The organism is Geobacillus zalihae NBRC 101842 (assembly GCF_001544135.1).
Taxonomy (GTDB): Bacteria; Bacillota; Bacilli; order Bacillales; family Anoxybacillaceae; genus Geobacillus; species Geobacillus zalihae.
In genome coordinates this window covers 1-18,610 of sequence record NZ_BCPV01000013.1, presented here as the reverse complement: position 1 = coordinate 18,610, position 18,610 = coordinate 1, and the positions used below count along the sequence as shown (strand labels likewise).

Below are 18,610 nucleotides of genomic sequence, written 5' to 3'. Positions count from 1 at the left end.
GCGGTGCATCGTTGGATACAACGGTGCGGCTGCGCCGTCAAGGCGTGGCGTTGACAACATCAACAAGGAGGAGAAAATGGTGCGTGAAGCGGTGATTGTGGAAGCCGTCAGGACGCCGGTCGGCAAGCGAAACGGCGTCTTCCGGGATGTTCATCCGGTGCATCTTGCCGCGGTGGTGCTCGATGAAGTCGTGCGCCGGGCGGGCATTGAGAAACGGATGGTCGAAGACATCGTCATGGGCTGCGTGACGCCGATCGCCGAACAAGGGTACAACATCGGCCGGCTGGCGGCGCTCGAGGCCGGATTCCCGATCGAAGTGCCGGCCGTGCAAATCAACCGAATGTGCGGCTCGGGGCAGCAGGCGATTCATTTCGCCGCCCAGGAAATCCGCTCTGGCGATATGGATGTCACGATCGCCGCCGGAGTCGAAAGCATGACGAAAGTGCCGATTTTAAGCGATGGCAACGAGCAGACGATTCCGCCGTCGCTTCATGAAAAATACGAATTCATCCACCAGGGCGTCTCGGCTGAGCGGATCGCCAAAAAATACGGCCTGACGCGCGCGGAGCTGGATGCCTATGCCTACGAAAGCCATCGGCGCGCCTTGGCCGCCTTGCGCGAGGGGAAATTTCGCGCCGAAATCGTTCCGGTGAAAGGGCTTGACCGCGATGGCCGCGAAATCCTTGTCACCGATGATGAAGGGCCGCGGGCCGATACATCACCGGAAGCGCTCGCCGCGCTCAAGCCGGTGTTTCAAGAAGACGGCGTCATCACCGCCGGCAATGCGAGCCAAATGAGCGACGGGGCGGCTGCTGTGCTTTTGATGGAACGGGAGGCGGCGAGGCGGTTCGGACTGAAGCCGAAAGCGCGCATTGTCGCGCAAACGGTCGTCGGCTCCGACCCAACGTATATGCTGGATGGCGTCATCCCGGCGACGAGGCAAGTATTGAAAAAAGCCGGCCTCACGATCGACGACATCGACCTTATTGAAATCAATGAAGCGTTCGCCCCGGTCGTGCTCGCTTGGCAAAAGGAAATCGGCGCTCCGCTTGAGAAGGTGAATGTCAACGGCGGCGCCATTGCGCTTGGCCATCCGCTCGGCGCCACCGGTGCGAAGCTCATGACATCGCTCGTTCACGAACTGGAACGGCGCGGCGGCCGCTATGGGCTATTGACGATTTGCATCGGCCACGGGATGGCGACGGCGACGATCATCGAACGGGAGTAAGGGCAACGTGCGGAAAAACATTTGTGTGACACACGCTCGACAGCGGGGGCGCCCGCTGTTTTTTCTTTCGTGACGGGAACATAAAAGTATGGGACGGAGCCAGTGCCGTGTGATAAGATGAAAGAAAAGAAAGTGAAAGGGGAAGCGCAGTGCAGAAGGAGAAGCCGTTTTACACGTATCGCGACATTGAACATTGGGAAGGAAATTGGGAACTGATCGATGGCGTTCCCTATTTATTGGCGTCTCCGTCGTTTGAGCACCAGTATGTGGTCGGACAACTGCACCTTGCATTGGCTTCGCATTTTCAGGCGCGCGGCTGTCATGTTATTCTTGCCCCGTTTAATGTTCAGCTTGATCCTGAAGAGCCGGAACGGATGGCGAAAACGGTTGTTCAGCCGGATTTATCAGTCGTTTGTCGGGTTGAGCAAATCGGGAATCGGCGAATGAAAGGGGCTCCCGATCTCGTTGTGGAAGTGCTGTCGCCAAGCACCGCCCTGCGCGATCGAAACCAGAAATACTATTTATACGAAAAATATGGGGTGCATGAATATTGGATGGTAGACCCCAGCAATCGAACGATCGAAGTGCTCAGCTGGCAAGATGGACGATTCGAGCAGCGAGCGGTTTTCGGGCCAAGCGATGAGTTGGTTTCGTTTTGGCAACCGGATTTGACGGTTTCGCTCGCCCCCGTGTTTCCTCCGGAAGAAAGCGATGTGTAGCTGATGGAGAACAGCCTTGTTTGACTGCCATCTCTGGAAATAACGGCTTCGCCTTTGATGTCAGCAGCAGAAAGAAGAACGCATAGGGGGATCGATGCCATGAAACAACCTGTTCTCGCTTCCTTGTGTTTATCGCTTGCTGCCAGCATTTGGGGCGGGATGTACGTCGTGAGCAAATACGTGTTGGACTACATTCCGTCGTTTACGCTCGTCTGGCTGCGCTACGCCGTTGCCTTGATTGTGCTCGGTGCCATCGCCGCGGTGAAACGCGAGCGCCCGCCGAAAAACGGGCGTGATTGGGGAATGGTCATCGCGATCGGAATCATCGGCTACGTCGTTTCTATTTCCTTGCAGTTTGTCGGCACGAAATGGTCGAACGCCCATACTGCTTCGCTCATTACCGCCTCAACGCCGGCGTTTGTCGTCTTGTTTGCCCGCTGGCTGCTTGGCGAGGCGCTTACATGGCGGAAAATGGCCGCGCTGCTACTGGCGACAGCGGGTGTCATCGTCATCGTTGGCCTCGGGGGCAGCGGGGAGTCGACGTTCGCTGGAAATATGGCGTTAGTCGGCGCGGCGATCACTTGGGCGCTGTTGTCGGTGCTGGTGAAAATGGCGTCAGCTCGCCTGTCCGTGTTTTCGGTCACTACGTATGCCATTTTTGTGGCATTCATTGGCATGACCCCGATGATGTTCGCCGAAGGGCCAGGGCTTGCCGCGAGCCATTGGAGCGTTCCCGTCGCCCTTGGAGTGTTGTATCTTGGCGTTGTATCGACGGCGGGGGCATTTTTTCTTTGGAACAAAGGGATGGAAATGATCGACGCCGGCGTCGGCTCGCTCTTTTTCTTTTTCCAGCCGCTTGTCGGCTCGCTCTTTGGCTGGCTGCTGTTGCATGAGGAGCTCACCGCCTCGTTTTGGCTTGGTGGGGCGCTGATCGTTGCTGGGGTGGTCGTGGCGGTGCGAAGCGGGCAAAGCGCGTAAAGGAAAGCGTCAGCAAACTATATAGATGCAACGAAGAAGTTTAACATATCCTTGACGGAAAAGCGGTTTTCCCCTTTTCGACTGTCGGAGGAAAGCCACAGGCTTCTCCGTCACGCCTTGGCGTGACGGAGGACCGAACAACCGCCTGCTTCACAGACCCATATATGGGTCTTTAAGCAGCGTTGTTCGGTCACTCGACAGTCGGATGAAATGACCGGTAAAAAAGAAAAATGGCAAAGCTTTAAATTGCATCTATATAAAAGCGAGGAGCCGTCTATCTTTTCGTACGAATCAATGAGTAGATGTTGTTTTTGCCGTTTGATCATTGCTCGCCCGCTTTTTCTCCAACCGCCCGCCGCGGCAGCTTCCAACCGTATGTGTACGACAAAATGCGGAGGGCGGCGACGACAATCAACAGCACATACAGCTCCATGGGCGATTCGGCCCATTTCAGCCCAACGGCGAGACCGGCGAGAATGGCCCAGGCGGCATAAATTTCTGCGCGCAACACGAGCGGCTTTCTTCCCGCCAACACGTCACGGATCATGCCGCCGCCGCTTCCGGTCAACACCGCGGCGACGATGACCGCGCTTAATGGATGCCCCATGTTGACGGCATGCAGCGCCCCTTGAATGGCGAACGCGGACAACCCAAGGGCGTCAAAAAAGTTGCCCCACCGCTTCCACGGCGGCAGCATTTGCTTTGGGAACAAATACACAACTGTCATGGCCGCCAAAGCGACAAGAAAGAGCGGCTGCTGTTCCCATAACGCCGACACGGGGACCCCGATCAACAAATTGCGCACCGCCCCGCCGCCAAAAGCGGTGACAATCCCTAAAATGTACACCCCAAGCAAATCGTACTCCTCTTCCATCGCGACGATCGCCCCGCTGATGGCAAAGGCGATCGTGCCGATGATGCTCAATACTTCCCACGTCATTCGTGCTGTTCCTTTCCGTGTCGTGTTCTTGTATCATTGTAGAGGCAAAAGCGGCGGAAAATCAATCGTTTTTTTGGAACGAACTAGCAGACCGACGGTGGGATTTGGTATCATGAACGTAGAGAACATGTTCGCCGCGAGGGAAAGGAAGGGGGATGCCATGAGCCGTGAACAAGCGATCCTTGTCGGCTGCCAGCTCGCTGGTGTCGATGATGAACGGTTTCGCTATTCGATGGAGGAGCTCGCTTCGCTCGTTGCGACGGCGAACGGCGAGGTTGTGGCAGAGGTGACGCAAAAACGTGAAGCGCCGCACCCGGCGACGTATATCGGAAAAGGGAAAACGGAAGAGCTCGCCGCCATAGTCAAGCAGCTGGAACCGGACGTGGTTATTTTCAACAGCGAGCTCTCTCCAAGCCAAGCGCGCAATTTGACGAACATGCTTGGCGAGGTGAAAGTGATTGACCGGACGCAGCTCATTTTAGACATTTTTGCTCAGCGCGCCCGATCGAAAGAAGGAAAGCTGCAAGTCGAGCTCGCCCAGCTGGAGTATATGCTGCCGCGCCTTAGCGGCCAAGGGGAGGCGCTGTCTCGCTTGGGCGGCGGCATCGGCACGCGCGGTCCGGGGGAGACGAAGCTGGAGACCGACCGCCGTCACATTCGCCGCCGCATTGACGATATTAAAGGCGAACTTCGCCGGGTGGCTGAGCATCGCGAACGCTACCGCGAGCGCCGGCAAAAAAACCGCGCCTTTCAAGTGGCGCTTGTCGGCTATACGAACGCCGGCAAGTCGACGATTTTCAACCGGCTGACCGCCGCCGATTCGTTCGAGGAAAACTTGCTGTTTGCCACGCTCGACCCGTTGACGCGCAAATGCGTCTTGCCATGCGGCTACACGGTGCTTCTCACCGATACGGTCGGGTTCATTCAAGACTTGCCGACGACGCTTGTCGCTGCGTTTCGCTCGACGCTTGAAGAAGTGAAGGAAGCGGATTTATTGCTTCACGTCGTCGATTCGTCGCATCCGGACTACGCCGAGCATGAGCGGACGGTATCGCGGCTCTTGGCGGAACTAGGGGCTTCTTCCATTCCGGCCGTCACCGTTTACAATAAAAGCGACCGGCAAACGCTGGAATTTCTCCCGACGACAACCGATGCGATCGTGATGAGCGCGCTCTCGGCTGCCGATGTCGACCGGCTCCGCCGCTTTATTGAAGAAGCGGTGAAACGGCAAATGGTTCATTATGACGTATCGATCCCGAGCGGGGAAGGAAAACTGCTCGCCCAGCTAAAATCGGACACCATTTTGCACGAATGGCATTATAATGAACAAAGGGGCACGTACGACTGCCAAGGGTACGTGCTGCCAGCGCATCCCTTGTATGGGGAATTGCAATCATTCCAACGGTAGAAAGGGTTCATCGATGTTTTGGACACAATGGAAACATGGAGAAACGATCGCTGCACTTGTTGAGGAAGTTGAACAGCAAATTGCGCCGATCCACCGGCGCATCGACCGGATGGTCGATGCGAACCAATATCGCGTGCTCGACAGTTTCCGCCGCCATCAAGTGAGCGACGGGCATTTCATCCCATCGACCGGGTATGGCTATGACGATATCGGCCGCGATACGCTTGACCGCATTTACGCCGATGTATTCGGGGCGGAAGCAGGGCTTGTGCGCCCACAAATCATTTCCGGCACGCACGCGATTGCCATCGCGCTGTTTGGCGTGTTGCGCCCGGGCGATGAACTGCTTTACATCACCGGCGCTCCGTACGATACGCTTGAGGAAATCGTCGGCGTCCGCGGCCGCGGCGTCGGCTCGCTGAAAGAGTTTGGCATCCGCTACCGAAGCGTGCCGCTTACGGCGGACGGGGCCGTTGATTTTCCGGCGGTGCGCGGGGCGATGAACGAGCGGACGAAAATGATCGGCATTCAACGTTCGCGCGGCTATGCGACACGCCCGTCGTTTACGGTCGACGAAATCGCGGAGATGATCGCTTTTGTCAAAGCGATTAAGCCCGACGTCGTCGTGTTTGTCGACAACTGCTACGGCGAGTTTGTGGAGGAGAAAGAGCCGTGTCATGTCGGCGCCGATTTGATGGCCGGCTCCCTCATTAAAAACCCGGGCGGGGGCTTGGCGAAAACAGGCGGCTATATCGTTGGGAGGCAAAAATACGTCGAAGCATGCGCTTACCGGATGACCTCGCCGGGCATCGGAGCGGAAGTCGGTCCGTCACTGTATGCGTTGCCGGAGATGTACCAAGGGTTTTTCCTCGCCCCTCACATTGTCGGCCAGGCGCTCAAAGGAGCGGTGTTTACGGCGGCGATGCTCGAGCGCATCGGGCTTTCGACATCGCCGTCGTGGAAGGAGAAGCGCACGGACCTTGTGCAATCGGTCCGCTTTGACGATCCAGAACAAATGGTTGCTTTTTGTCAAGCCATCCAAGCCGCTTCTCCCGTCAACGCCCATTTTACCCCGCACCCAAGCGAGATGCCCGGCTATGAGGACAAAGTCATCATGGCGGCCGGCACGTTCGTGCAGGGCGCGAGCATCGAGCTAACGGCAGACGGGCCGCTGCGGCCGCCATATGTCGCCTACGTGCAAGGCGGGCTGACGTATTCACACGTCAAAATCGCCATTTGTTCAGCCGTCCACCGTTTGCTTGAACAGCAGTTGATTTGTTTGTGAGAAAATGTAACGCTTCATTGACTCGTTTCTTGACATTATGGTAAAATGAAGGTATCAAAAGCGAGGAGGAATTGGCATGAGCAGCCATATTCGTCGTTCCATGCCATTGTTTCCGATTGGGATCGTGATGCAGCTGACGGATCTATCGGCCCGCCAAATCCGCTATTACGAAGAGCACGGCCTCGTCACGCCGGCGCGCACGGAAGGCAACCGGCGGCTGTTTTCGCTCAATGACATTGACCGCTTGCTGGAAATTAAAGATTTGATCGACCAAGGCGTCAACTTGGCGGGCATTAAGCAAATTTTTGCCGCGCGGGAGGAAGGACGCCACCAGCAGGCGGAGAAAGTCGAAAAAGTAGGAAAACCGAAGCTGTCGGACGAAGAACTGCGCGAAATTTTGCGGAATGAATTGCTGCAGGCCGGGCGGTTCCAGCGCGCATCGCTTCGCCAAGGAGATCTCGCTCGCTTCTTTCATTAATGACGGAACATGATTTCCGAGCCGGGGAGGAGTTTGGACATGGCAAAATATACGCGTGACGACATTCTACACATCGTCAAAGAGGAAAATGTCAAGTACATCCGCCTGCAATTCACCGATATTTTGGGCACGATCAAAAACGTCGAAATTCCGATCAGCCAGCTGGAGAAAGCGCTTAACAACAAAATTATGTTTGACGGGTCGTCGATCGAAGGATTTGTCCGCATTGAAGAGTCGGATATGTATTTGTATCCGGACTTGGATACGTTCGTCATTTTCCCGTGGACGGCGGAAAAAGGAAAAGTCGCCCGCTTTATCTGCGACATTTACAACCCGGACGGCACGCCGTTTGAAGGCTGTCCGCGCTATAACTTGAAGCGGATGCTGAAAGAGATGGAGGCGCTTGGCTTCAACGCCTTTAACTTAGGAGCTGAGCCTGAATTCTTCCTTTTCAAGCTTGACGAAAAAGGACACCCGACGATGGAGCTGAACGATCGCGGCGGCTATTTCGATTTGGCGCCGACCGATCTTGGGGAAAACTGCCGGCGCGACATTGTGCTCGAGCTTGAGGAAATGGGGTTTGAAATCGAAGCGTCCCATCATGAAGTCGCCCCGGGCCAGCATGAGATCGATTTTAAATACGCCCATGCGATTAAAGCGTGCGACGACATTCAAACGTTTAAGCTCGTCGTCAAAACGATCGCCCGCAAACATGGATTGCATGCGACCTTTATGCCGAAGCCGATTTTTGGGATTAACGGTTCAGGAATGCATTGCAACCTGTCGCTGTTCCGCAACGGTGAAAACGCCTTTTTCGATCCGAACGGCGACTTGCAGTTGAGCGATACGGCACGGCAGTTTATCGCCGGTGTGCTGAAGCATGCGCCGAACTTTACGGCGGTGACGAACCCGACCGTCAACTCGTACAAGCGGCTTGTTCCAGGCTATGAAGCGCCGTGCTACGTCGCTTGGTCGGCGCGCAACCGCAGCCCGCTCATCCGCATTCCAGCTTCGCGCGGCATGAGCACGCGCATTGAGGTGCGCAGCGTTGACCCGTCGGCCAACCCATACTTGGCCATGGCGGTGCTTTTAGCCGCTGGGCTTGACGGCATTCGCAACAAGCTCACTCCTCCGGCGCCAGTGGATCGAAACATTTACGTCATGACGAAAGAAGAACGGCTCGAAGAAGGCATTGTCGATTTGCCGGCAACGCTGCATGAAGCGTTGGAAAACTTGAAGTCCGATGAAGTGATGATTCACGCGCTCGGCAAACATTTATTCGAGCATTTCGTCGAAGCGAAAGAAATCGAGTGGGATATGTATCGGACAACGGTTCATCAATGGGAATTGGACCAATATATGGAACTCTACTGATTCATAAAAAAGCTGCCCCGTTTTTTTCAGGGCAGCTTTTTTATGGGCGCAGGCCGGCACGAGTCAGTCGAACAGGCGATAGACGCCGATCACTTTGCCGAGAATCGTGCAGTCGCGGACGATGATCGGCTCAAGATGGGCGTTTTCCGGCTGCAGGCGGATGTGGTCTTTTTCCTTGAAAAACCGCTTCACCGTCGCCTCGTTGTCTTCCGTCATGGCGACGACGATGTCGCCGTTGTTGGCCGATGACTGCTGGCGGACGATGACGTAGTCGCCGTCGAGAATGCCGGCTTCGATCATGCTGTCGCCCATCACTTCAAGCATAAACAGCTGCTCCTCGCCAGCGGCGAGCCGCTTCGGCAGCGGAAAGTAGCCTTCGATGTTTTCCACCGCTGTAATCGGTTGACCGGCCGTCACCTTGCCGATGATCGGCACCGAGATGATCTCCTCTTTTTCTCTCTCCTTGGCCATATCGTTGTCCAAAATTTCAATGGCGCGCGGCTTTGTCGGGTCGCGGCGGATGTACCCTTTGCTTTCTAGGCGCGCGAGATGCCCGTGGACCGTCGAACTTGACGCCAGTCCAACCGCTTCCCCAATTTCCCGCACCGACGGAGGATAGCCTTTTGTTTTTACTTCCTGTTTAATAAACTCTAAAATTTGCTGTTGTCGTTTTGACAGTTTCGTCATGGTTTCACACCTCTCGCCACATCATTTGCCTTCATTATACCATGCGGAAGACGAAAAAACAAACATAAGTTCGAGTTTTTTATTGACACAAACAAATGTTCTTGACTATAATGAAGGAAAGCGAACAAACATTCTAGAAAGGGTGGGGAGAATGGGGAAAACGTTGCTGCACTATGTTTTGTTTTCATTTTTGTTTGCGCTCGTGTTGGCAGGGTTCGTTTACGCCAGCAGCCCGGTCGATAAAAAAGAATACGTGACGATCACGGTCGCTCCCGGCGATACGCTTTGGGGGCTGGCAAAACAGTACGAACAGGAACACCATATGCCGCCTGATGAGTTCATCCGCTGGGTCGTCGATGTCAACCATTTGCCGAGCCCGCGTCTTGCCGCCGGTGAACAAATTGTCATTCCTGTGTTAAAATCAAAGCAGGGCGGCTCGGTGGCCGTCAATCAGTGATGGAAAGAAGGGATTGGCCATGAGGGCGGTCATTTACTGCCGAGTCAGCACGGACAAAGCTGAACAGGAAACGTCGCTCGCGAGGCAACGAGATGAGCTCGAGCGACTGGCGGCCGAGTGTGGATTTGAAGTCGTTAAAGTGATCGCCGAGCAGGCGAGCGGTTATGAAGCCGACCGCGACGGCGTGTTGGAGCTGCTTTCGCTTTGCGAGGAAGGCGAGGTCGATGTGCTGCTCATTCAAGATGAAACGCGGCTTGGGCGCGGCCATGCGCGCATGGCGGTGCTGCATTGCTTGAAAAAGCAAGGGGTGAAAATATACAGCGCCAGCCACCGCGGGGAGATGCCGCTGTCGGAGGCCGATGAGATGGTGTTATCCATCATCGCGATTGTCGAGGAGTACCAAAGAAAAATACATAACGCCAAAATTAAGCGTGGCATGCAGCGAGCCATCGCCAGCGGCTACCGACCGGAGCGGAACCTAAGGCGCCGGGGCGAAAACGCCGGGCGCGATCGAATTGATCTGCCGGTTGAGGAGATCGTCCGCTTGCGCGAGCGCGGACTGACGTTTGCCGATATCGCCGCGACGATGCGAAGCTTCGGTTACGAGGCGTCCAAGGCGACCGTCCATCGGCGTTACCAGGAATATATGGACGAGCAACAAAGGCGGCGTTGATCGTGTACTGCGCCTGACCCTAAAGCGGCGAGCGGGCAAAGGAAGCCAAGATGCCATCGTTGCCATCTTCCCGGTTGATCAGATAAGATAAAACAGAGTGAGAATATGGCAGATAGGAGAAGATGATCAATGCTTGCCAAACATAAATTAGCCCGCATCAATGAACTGGCGAAAAAAGCGAAAACGGCCGGCTTGTCGGCCGAAGAGGCCTTCGAGCAAGCGAAGCTGCGCCGTGAGTACATTCAAGCGTTCCGCAAGGCGATGACCGATATGCTCCATACAGTGACCGTCATTGACCCGAACGGCAACGACGTGACGCCGAAAAAATTAAAGGAAAGCCAGCGGCGGCGCTTCCATTAAGCCGCGAAAAAACAGACGGCGTCTCGTTTGTCCCGAAGGAGGAAATAAACGTTGTACAAGGAATCTGATTTTCTATATGATAGTAAATGACACCATGTTGATGAAAGGGAGGAAGACGATGGCGCATTCAATCGAGGAGTTGGCGATTACGACGATTCGAACGCTGTCGATTGACGCGATCGAAAAAGCGAAATCCGGGCACCCGGGCATGCCGATGGGCGCGGCGCCGATGGCGTACACGCTTTGGACGAAATTTATGAATCATAACCCGGCGAATCCAAACTGGTTCAACCGCGACCGGTTTGTCTTGTCAGCCGGGCACGGGTCGATGTTATTGTACAGCTTGCTTCATTTAAGCGGCTACGACGTATCGATGGATGATTTGAAACAATTCCGTCAATGGGGAAGCAAAACGCCGGGCCATCCGGAATACGGCCATACGCCGGGCGTGGAAGCGACGACGGGACCGCTTGGCCAAGGGATCGCGATGGCGGTCGGCATGGCGATGGCGGAGCGGCATTTGGCCGCTACATACAACCGCGACGGGTTTGAGATTATCAATCATTATACGTACGCCATTTGCGGCGATGGCGATTTGATGGAAGGAGTGGCGAGCGAAGCGGCGTCACTCGCCGGCCACTTGAAGCTCGGCCGTCTGATCGTCCTGTATGACTCGAACGACATTTCGCTGGACGGGGAGCTCAACCTGTCGTTCTCGGAAAACGTCGCCCAACGTTTCCAAGCGTACGGTTGGCAATATTTGCGCGTTGAGGACGGCAACAATATTGAAGAAATCGCCAAAGCGCTCGAGGAGGCGCGGGCGGACCTCAGCCGGCCGACGCTCATTGAAGTCAAAACGACGATTGGCTACGGCGCGCCAAATAAAGCGGGCACGTCCGGCGTCCACGGCGCTCCGCTCGGCGCCCAAGAGGCGAAGCTGACGAAAGAGGCGTATCGTTGGACATTTGCGGAAGATTTTTACGTGCCAGAAGAAGTGTACGCCCACTTCCGTGCGACGGTGCAAGAGGCCGGTGCGAAAAAAGAAGCGGAATGGAACGAACAGTTCGCCGCGTACGAACGGGCGCATCCGGAGCTGGCCGCCCAATTGAAGCGAGCGATCGAAGGCAAACTGCCAGATGGATGGGAAGCTTCTTTGCCGGTATACGAAGCAGGCAAAAGCCTGGCGACCCGCTCATCGTCCGGGGACGTGATCAACGCCATCGCCAAAGCGGTGCCGCAATTGTTTGGCGGTTCGGCGGACTTGGCAAGCTCGAATAAAACGCTCATCAAAGGCGGCGGCAACTTCTTGCCGGACAGCTACGAAGGGCGCAACATTTGGTTTGGCGTGCGCGAGTTTGCCATGGGGGCGGCGCTCAATGGCATGGCGCTTCACGGCGGATTGAAAGTGTTCGGCGGCACGTTCTTCGTGTTCTCTGACTATTTGCGTCCGGCGATCCGCTTGGCGGCGCTGATGGGCTTGCCGGTCATCTACGTCTTGACGCACGACAGCATCGCCGTCGGCGAAGACGGGCCGACGCACGAGCCGATCGAACATCTCGCTTCGCTTCGGGCGATGCCGAACTTGTCGGTCATCCGTCCGGCTGACGCAAACGAAACGGCGGCCGCATGGCGGCTGGCGCTCGAATCGACGGACAAGCCGACTGCGCTCGTCTTGACGCGTCAAGATGTGCCGACGTTGGCGGCAACAGCTGAGTTGGCGTATGAAGGCGTGAAAAAAGGTGCGTACGTCGTTTCACCGGCGAAAAACGGTGCTCCGGAGGCGCTGTTGTTGGCGACTGGCTCGGAAGTCGGTCTGGCCGTCAAAGCGCAAGAAGCGCTTGCCGCTGAGGGCATCCATGTCTCCGTCATCAGCATGCCATCGTGGGACCGCTTCGAAGCGCAGCCAAAATCGTACCGCGATGAAGTGCTTCCGCCGGCCGTGACGAAGCGGCTCGCCATTGAAATGGGCGCGTCGCTCGGTTGGGAGCGCTACGTCGGCGCCGAGGGCGACATTTTGGCCATCGACCGATTCGGTGCTTCCGCTCCGGGAGAGAAAATCATGGCCGAGTATGGCTTTACGGTTGACAACGTCGTCCGCCGCACAAAAGCGCTGCTCGGCAAGTAACCGGAAAAGCTGCCCTTGCGTTGTTGCAGGGGCAGCTTGTTTTTGTGAAAGATGGCTGCGCTTTGGTCAAGTATTTTCGGGGTTGAATCGAGGACAAAGGCTTGTTTGTTGGCCTGTTTGCGGCCGCATGGCCATCGCAAACAAAAATCGACAATGTTAGTGAAAAAACTTGCCGTTAATAGACATATTTTTCCCCTTTCATTTTCTATAATAGAAAATAGATTGAACAGAAATGGGGGATGGGGCATGGTCCGCTATTGGATTTATTTGTTGAATGACGATGTGGCGTCGCATTACCGCCATCGGGCAGAAAAAATTGTCGAACTGCTTCGTGAGCATCAATACGCGAAAGCGCCGCTGAAGGCGATTTGCCGCAAGCAAGTCGAATTTATCACCGAACGGCTGTCATTTTCGCGCCTGGAACTTGGCTTAAAGCAATATTTTGCCGGCCGCGTCGGCAAAAATTTGGAGCGCAATATGTTTGTTTTGCAAAACGATTCCGGCGAGGAAGCGTTGCTTGTCGTGCAAAAGCGCCGCTTGCTTCTTGTCGCTGACAGCGCGCCGCTTGCCGCGGACATCGGACGGGCGCTCGCTCGGATTTCGCCGACGTTTTTGGCGGTCGACGCCGATTTTGTCGATTACTACTGGCTGTCTGCGCCTCGACAAGGAAGAAAATTTGCGTAATGAAAAGATTTTTGCCGCGAAATATTGTCTAATGACGCATCGTTTAGTACACTGTTAGGGAGACAACAAGAAGGAGGAAAATCGCTGTTATGTGGGGTACGATTCTCGTTGGCGTGCTGGCGCTCATCGCCGGGGTGGCGATCGGATTTTTCGTCGCCCGCAAAACGATGATCAATTATTTGAAGAAAAACCCGCCGATCAATGAACAAATGATTCGCATGATGATGATGCAAATGGGAATGACGCCATCCCAGAAGAAAATCAATCAGATGATGAAAATGATGAACAATCAACTGAAATAAGCGAAACGGACACTCGATCGAGAGTGTCTTTTTATTTTGCCAAAATGTTCTTTCAAAATTTTTCTAGTTTTGTTACAATAATATGGCGATTGTTCGTCAGCCAAATGAAAGGAGGGCGGGCCTTATGCGCGTGTTTCGCGATTTGTTTTGGTTTTTCCGTCAAGAAAAGAAGGCGTATATCACCGGCATTTTCGTGCTTGTCATCGTGGCGTTTTTGGAGACCGTCCCGCCGAAAGTGCTCGGCCTGTTGGTCGATCATATGAAAAACGGCACGATGACAAAAGAAGTGCTCATCCGCTGGATCGCCGTCCTCGCCGCCGTTGCGGCGGCGCTTTACGGGCTCCGCTACGCTTGGCGCATTTTCATTTTCGGTTCGGCGGTCAAGCTTGCCCGCCAGCTGCGCAACGAGCTGTATCAGCATTTTACGAACATGTCGCCGTCGTTTTACCAGCGGAAGCGGATCGGCGATTTAATGGCCCATGCGACCAACGATTTGCAGGCGATTCAGCAGACGGCCGGAAGCGGCATTTTGACGCTTGTTGACTCAGTGACGCTTGGCGGGTTCGTGTTGGCGACGATGGCGTTTTCGATCAGCTGGAAGCTGACGCTCATCAGCCTATTGCCGATGCCCCTGATGGCGGCGGCGACGAGCCGCTATGGGACGATGCTCCATCGTCGGTTTTTAACGGCGCAAGCGGCGTTTTCGTCGCTGAACGACAAGGTGCAGGAAAGCGTCAGCGGCATCCGCGTCATCAAGGCGTTCGGCTATGAGGAACACGATGTCGAGGCGTTTCGCCGTCAATCGGAAGACGTCGTGGCGAAAAACGTTGCCGTCGCCAAAATTGACGCCTTGTTTGATCCGACGATCGGGCTGCTTGTTGGGCTGTCGTTTTTTCTCGCTGTGGCGTTTGGCAGCCAAATGGTTTTGGCGGGCGAATTGACGATCGGCGAGCTTGTGTCGTTTACGACCTACCTTGGCCTGCTCATTTGGCCGATGTTGGCGTTCGGCTGGCTGTTTAACATTGTTGAGCGAGGGCGCGCTTCGTACGACCGGGTGCGGGCGCTGTTGGCTGAACAAGATGAAATCATCGAGCACCCCGATGCCGTAGATGTCCCGCCGAAAGGGGACATTGAATACCGTGTTCGCCGGTTCGTCTATCCGGGAGAGACAAAGCCGGCGCTCGCGGACATTCGTTTTTCGCTGGAGCGCGGGGCGACGCTTGGCGTCGTCGGCAAAACCGGGGCGGGCAAAACGACGCTGCTTCGCCTGCTGCTGCGCGAGTTTGACGGCTATGACGGCGAGATTCGCTTCGGCGGCCGCGACATCCGCGATTATACGCTTTTCGCGCTCCGTTCGGCGATCGGCTACGTGCCGCAAGACCATTTCTTGTTTTCTGCCTCTGTCCGCGACAACATTGCCTTTGCCAAGCCGGAAGCCGGAGAGGACGAGGTCGTCCGGGCGGCGCGGCTGGCCGACATTCATGATGACATTTTGCAGTTTCCTGACGGGTATGAGACGGTCATCGGCGAGCGCGGCGTTTCCCTATCCGGTGGGCAAAAACAGCGGCTGTCCATCGCCCGGGCGCTTCTCATTGACCCGGAAGTGCTCATTTTTGATGATGCGTTGTCGGCCGTGGATGCGAAGACCGAGGCGCGGATTTTAGCGGCGCTCAAACAGGAGCGGCGCGGAAAAACGACGATCATCGCCGCTCATCGTTTAAGCGCGGTTGAGCATGCCGATTGGATTCTCGTCCTTGACGGGGGGCGAATTGTGCAGGCCGGAACGCACGAGCAGCTGATGGCAGAAGACGGCTGGTATCGTGACATGCATCGACGCCAGCAGCTTGAGGCGCTTGCGGAGTAACAACAGACCTGAACGTTCGAGCTCCCGCCAAAAACGAGCGGATCGAAAAACATGAAAACACAAGTTGTTTGTGGAGATAGGGGGAAGTGGATGAACGACCGATGGTTGACAACAAAAGAGCAGCGGCGCGTTTTATGGCGGCTGCTCGCTTATATGGGAAGATACAAAAAAAGAAACTGCGCTTGCGTTTACGCTTCTTCTGTTGGCAACGGCCGGGGAGCTTTCCGGCCCGTATTTGGTGAAAGTGTTCATTGACGACTATTTGGTGCCGGGCCGCCTTGCTTTTGGACCGGTGGCGGCGCTGGCCGCCGCCTATCTCGGCGTGCTCGTCTTGAAAACGATCATTTCCTACTTCCAGCTTGTCGAGTTTCAGCGGCTCGCTTTGCACGTCATTCAAGCGCTGCGGATGGATGTGTTTGCGAAAGTGCACCGGCTCGGGATGAGCTATTTTGACCGGACGCCGGGCGGAAGCATCGTTTCGCGGGTGACGAACGATACAGAAGCGATCAAGGACATGTTCATCAGCGTCCTAGCGGCCTTTGTGCAAAACGGCTTGTTTGTCATCGGCGTGTTTGTCGCCATGTTTTCGCTTGATGCTAAGCTTGCGTTGTTTTGCCTGTTCATCCTCCCGGCGATCGCGTTCATCATGCACACATACCGACGCTACAGCTCGGTGTTTTATCAAGAGATGCGCGAACGGCTGAGCGAACTGAACGCCAAATTGAACGAATCGCTGCAAGGAATGGCCGTCATTCAAGCGTTCCGCCAGCAGCGCCGTTTATATCAAGAGTTTGCCGCCGTCAATGAAGCGCATTGCAAGGCGGGGATGAAAAACATCCACCTCGATGGACTGCTGCTTCGACCGGCGATCGATGTGGTGTATATGTTGTCAATCATAGTGGTTCTCAGCTTTTTTGGCATCACGGCGCTTGATGGCCCAGTTGAGATCGGCGTGCTGTATGCGTTTGTCAACTATTTGGAGCGCTTTTTCGAACCGGTGACGCAAATGATGATGCGCCTGTCTCTTTACCAGCAGGCGATCGTTTCCGCCTCTCGCGTGTTTGCCCTTCTTGATCATCAAGAAGAGGCGCCGGCCAATCCAAACTGGTCGCCGCATGCGATCGAGCGCGGGGAAATCGAATTTCGGGATGTCAGCTTTTCCTACGATGGCAAACGGGATGTGCTGAAACGGCTGTCGTTTGTCATCCGTCCAGGTCAGACGGTCGCGTTTGTCGGCCATACCGGCAGCGGCAAAAGTTCGATCATCAACTTGCTCATGCGCTTTTATGAGTTTGACCGCGGCGATATTTTGCTTGACGGCCGGTCGATCCGCGATTACTCGCGCGCCGAGCTGCGCCGCCGCCTCGGCCTTGTCTTGCAAGATCCGTTTTTGTTTTACGGGACGGTCAAAGAGAACATTCGCATGTATAATCAGGAACTGGACGACGAAGCCATTCAGGAGGCCGCTCGGCTCGTGCAGGCCGATGCGTTTATTGAGCAATTGCCCGATCGTTACGACCATGTGCTCGCCGAGCGCGGGGCGACGTTATCAAGCGGTCAGCGCCAGCTTCTTTCCTTTGCTCGCACGATCGCTGCTGATCCGAAAATTTTGGTGCTCGATGAGGCGACCGCCCATATTGACACCGAAACAGAGGAAGCGATTCAAGATGCGCTCATGCGCATGCGGAAAGGGCGGACGACGATCGTCATCGCCCACCGTCTATCAACGATTCAAGACGCCGATCAAATTTTCGTCCTCCACCGCGGCGAAATCATCGAGCGCGGTACGCATCAGCAACTGCTGGCGCAAAAAGGGCTTTACTACCAAATGTACTTGCTGCAAAACGGCCTCGTCGACGTCCATGCGTAAATGGCGGCGTTTTGCCGCCCCTGCTTGGAACAAAAAGAAGAAAGCGCCATGTCCCGCCTAGCGGGAGGCGCTTTGCTTTCGCCGCTTGGTTTGTTCGCGTTGATAGGCATTGAGCAACGTGTCAAGTTCTTTGCTGATTTTCATGGCCGCCGCCGAGTTTAACCCCGTTTTGGCCACCGTGTCGACAAGCTCCATCCGCTTTTGTTCAATCAAGGTCAACAATTTGCATTTCGGCACGAATCGACCGTCCTTTGCTTGAAGTATTGTGTATGGTGCTTTATACTATTTTATCAGTGAACGCAAAAATGGAAAATAGAAAAATTGACCAGGAACAATGAGAAACATGTTACGGGAAGAAGGAATTCTGCTAAAATAAAAAGTAAAAAAGCAGGGGCTGGTTCACCAATGAATGATCTCAATCTATTTTTAGCGTTCGGCGCCGGGTTTTTGTCGTTTATTTCCCCGTGCTGCTTGCCGCTTTATCCGGCGTTTTTATCGTATATCACCGGCGTGTCGGTCAGCGAGTTGAAAGAGGAAAACGCGATGCTGAACCGCCGCAGCTTATGGCATACGCTTTGCTTTTTGCTCGGCTTCTCGCTCATTTTTATCTCGCTTGGCTTTGGCACCTCGCTTCTTGGAAGGCTGTTTGTTGATTATCAAGATGCGATCCGGCAAATCGGCGCGGTCGTGATCGTCGCTCTCGGCCTCGTCGTCGCCGGGCTGTGGAAGCCGGCGTTTTTGCTGAAAGACCGGCGCATTTCGTTTCGTGAACGGCCATCGGGATATGTCGGCTCCGTGCTGATCGGCATGGCGTTTGCCGCCGGTTGGACGCCGTGCATGGGGCCGATTTTGGTGGCGGTTGTCGCTCTAGCCGCCACCAACCCGGGCTCAGGAATGATGTATATGCTTGCTTATACGCTCGGATTTGCCGTTCCGTTTTTCATGTTGTCGTTTTTTATCGGCAAGCTGCAATGGATCCGCCGCCATAGCGCATCCATCATGAAGGCGGGCGGCTATGTCATGGTGGCGATGGGCGTCGTTTTGTACTTTGACTGGATGACAAAGCTGATTGCTTATACGACAAGCTTGTTTGGCGGATTTACTGGTTTTTAGCGGCGATGGAGCCGCCCTTTGTGCGGCTGTTGTTGGAGGAATATCGTTGAGGAGAGGGCGATGGA

The 18,610-nt window shown here is 55.2% G+C and carries 18 protein-coding genes and 1 pseudogene; 16 read left to right on the top strand and 3 right to left on the bottom strand.

All coding sequences use genetic code 11. The features are described from left to right. Positions 1-76 precede the first annotated feature (76 nt). The 3 genes from GZ1_RS06105 to GZ1_RS06095 all read left to right on the top strand — a co-directional run bounded on the left by GZ1_RS06105 (position 77) and on the right by GZ1_RS06095 (position 2,925). Positions 77-1,228: a thiolase family protein gene (locus tag GZ1_RS06105; RefSeq protein WP_174520673.1), complete on the top strand. Its 1,152-nt coding sequence runs from the start codon at positions 77-79 to the stop codon at positions 1,226-1,228. A 149-nt stretch (positions 1,229-1,377) separates the two neighbouring features. After that, positions 1,378-1,947: a Uma2 family endonuclease gene (locus tag GZ1_RS06100; RefSeq protein ID WP_020756055.1), complete on the top strand. Its 570-nt coding sequence runs from the start codon at positions 1,378-1,380 to the stop codon at positions 1,945-1,947. Positions 1,948-2,046: 99 nt separating this feature from the next. After that, entirely contained in the window at positions 2,047-2,925 is an 879-nt protein-coding gene (locus GZ1_RS06095; protein ID WP_015374464.1) for a DMT family transporter, read from the top strand. A gap of 322 nt (positions 2,926-3,247) precedes the next feature. Here GZ1_RS06095 and GZ1_RS06090 read toward each other — a convergent pair whose 3' ends face one another. Further along, on the bottom strand, positions 3,248-3,865 hold the full coding sequence (locus tag GZ1_RS06090; protein ID WP_015374465.1) for a trimeric intracellular cation channel family protein: 618 nt from the start codon (positions 3,863-3,865) through the stop codon (positions 3,248-3,250). Between the two features lie 160 nt (positions 3,866-4,025). On the opposite strand from GZ1_RS06090, the gene hflX reads away from it, so the two are divergent. The 4 genes from hflX to glnA all read left to right on the top strand — a co-directional run bounded on the left by hflX (position 4,026) and on the right by glnA (position 8,410). After that, a complete protein-coding gene (gene hflX / locus GZ1_RS06085) occupies positions 4,026-5,273 on the top strand; it encodes a GTPase HflX (protein WP_060788113.1) in 1,248 nt (415 codons plus the stop codon). Between the two features lie 13 nt (positions 5,274-5,286). Continuing rightward, positions 5,287-6,558, top strand: coding sequence for a methionine gamma-lyase family protein (locus tag GZ1_RS06080; RefSeq protein ID WP_060788112.1), 1,272 nt, complete (start codon positions 5,287-5,289; stop codon positions 6,556-6,558). Positions 6,559-6,634: 76 nt separating this feature from the next. After that, entirely contained in the window at positions 6,635-7,036 is a 402-nt protein-coding gene (locus GZ1_RS06075) for a MerR family transcriptional regulator (RefSeq protein ID WP_020756060.1), read from the top strand. A gap of 39 nt (positions 7,037-7,075) precedes the next feature. Further along, positions 7,076-8,410, top strand: a complete 1,335-nt coding sequence (gene glnA, locus GZ1_RS06070; protein ID WP_060788111.1) for a type I glutamate--ammonia ligase — start codon at positions 7,076-7,078, stop codon at positions 8,408-8,410. Positions 8,411-8,473: 63 nt separating this feature from the next. Here glnA and lexA read toward each other — a convergent pair whose 3' ends face one another. Then, the gene (gene lexA / locus GZ1_RS06065; protein WP_011230827.1) at positions 8,474-9,097 is read right to left on the bottom strand and encodes a transcriptional repressor LexA; all 624 of its coding nucleotides are present in this window, start codon (positions 9,095-9,097) and stop codon (positions 8,474-8,476) included. Between the two features lie 151 nt (positions 9,098-9,248). Between lexA and yneA the strand changes: the two genes are divergently transcribed. The 8 genes and pseudogenes from yneA to GZ1_RS06025 all read left to right on the top strand — a co-directional run bounded on the left by yneA (position 9,249) and on the right by GZ1_RS06025 (position 17,432). Beyond that, positions 9,249-9,554 (top strand): cell division suppressor protein YneA, encoded by a 306-nt coding sequence (gene yneA, locus GZ1_RS06060; protein ID WP_015374470.1) that lies wholly within the window; start codon positions 9,249-9,251, stop codon positions 9,552-9,554. A 19-nt stretch (positions 9,555-9,573) separates the two neighbouring features. Further along, the gene (locus tag GZ1_RS06055; RefSeq protein WP_015374471.1) at positions 9,574-10,227 is read left to right on the top strand and encodes a YneB family resolvase-like protein; all 654 of its coding nucleotides are present in this window, start codon (positions 9,574-9,576) and stop codon (positions 10,225-10,227) included. A 129-nt stretch (positions 10,228-10,356) separates the two neighbouring features. Continuing rightward, entirely contained in the window at positions 10,357-10,587 is a 231-nt protein-coding gene (locus tag GZ1_RS06050) for a DUF896 domain-containing protein (RefSeq protein ID WP_013145682.1), read from the top strand. A 118-nt stretch (positions 10,588-10,705) separates the two neighbouring features. Next, entirely contained in the window at positions 10,706-12,712 is a 2,007-nt protein-coding gene (gene tkt / locus GZ1_RS06045; protein WP_060788110.1) for a transketolase, read from the top strand. Between the two features lie 246 nt (positions 12,713-12,958). Continuing rightward, positions 12,959-13,396: a sporulation inhibitor of replication protein SirA gene (sirA, locus tag GZ1_RS06040; protein WP_015374473.1), complete on the top strand. Its 438-nt coding sequence runs from the start codon at positions 12,959-12,961 to the stop codon at positions 13,394-13,396. Positions 13,397-13,485: 89 nt separating this feature from the next. Further along, the gene (locus tag GZ1_RS06035; RefSeq protein ID WP_011230833.1) at positions 13,486-13,698 is read left to right on the top strand and encodes a YneF family protein; all 213 of its coding nucleotides are present in this window, start codon (positions 13,486-13,488) and stop codon (positions 13,696-13,698) included. Between the two features lie 124 nt (positions 13,699-13,822). Then, the gene (locus GZ1_RS06030) at positions 13,823-15,562 is read left to right on the top strand and encodes an ABC transporter transmembrane domain-containing protein (RefSeq protein ID WP_060788109.1); all 1,740 of its coding nucleotides are present in this window, start codon (positions 13,823-13,825) and stop codon (positions 15,560-15,562) included. Between the two features lie 90 nt (positions 15,563-15,652). Further along, positions 15,653-17,432, top strand: a pseudogene (locus GZ1_RS06025) (ABC transporter ATP-binding protein). 57 nt (positions 17,433-17,489) lie between these two features. Here the strand turns inward: GZ1_RS06025 and GZ1_RS06020 are convergent. Next, positions 17,490-17,669, bottom strand: coding sequence for an aspartyl-phosphate phosphatase Spo0E family protein (locus GZ1_RS06020; protein WP_011230836.1), 180 nt, complete (start codon positions 17,667-17,669; stop codon positions 17,490-17,492). A gap of 168 nt (positions 17,670-17,837) precedes the next feature. Between GZ1_RS06020 and GZ1_RS06015 the strand changes: the two genes are divergently transcribed. After that, positions 17,838-18,545, top strand: a complete 708-nt coding sequence (locus GZ1_RS06015; RefSeq protein WP_011230838.1) for a cytochrome c biogenesis protein CcdA — start codon at positions 17,838-17,840, stop codon at positions 18,543-18,545. The last annotated feature ends 65 nt before the right edge of the window (positions 18,546-18,610 follow it).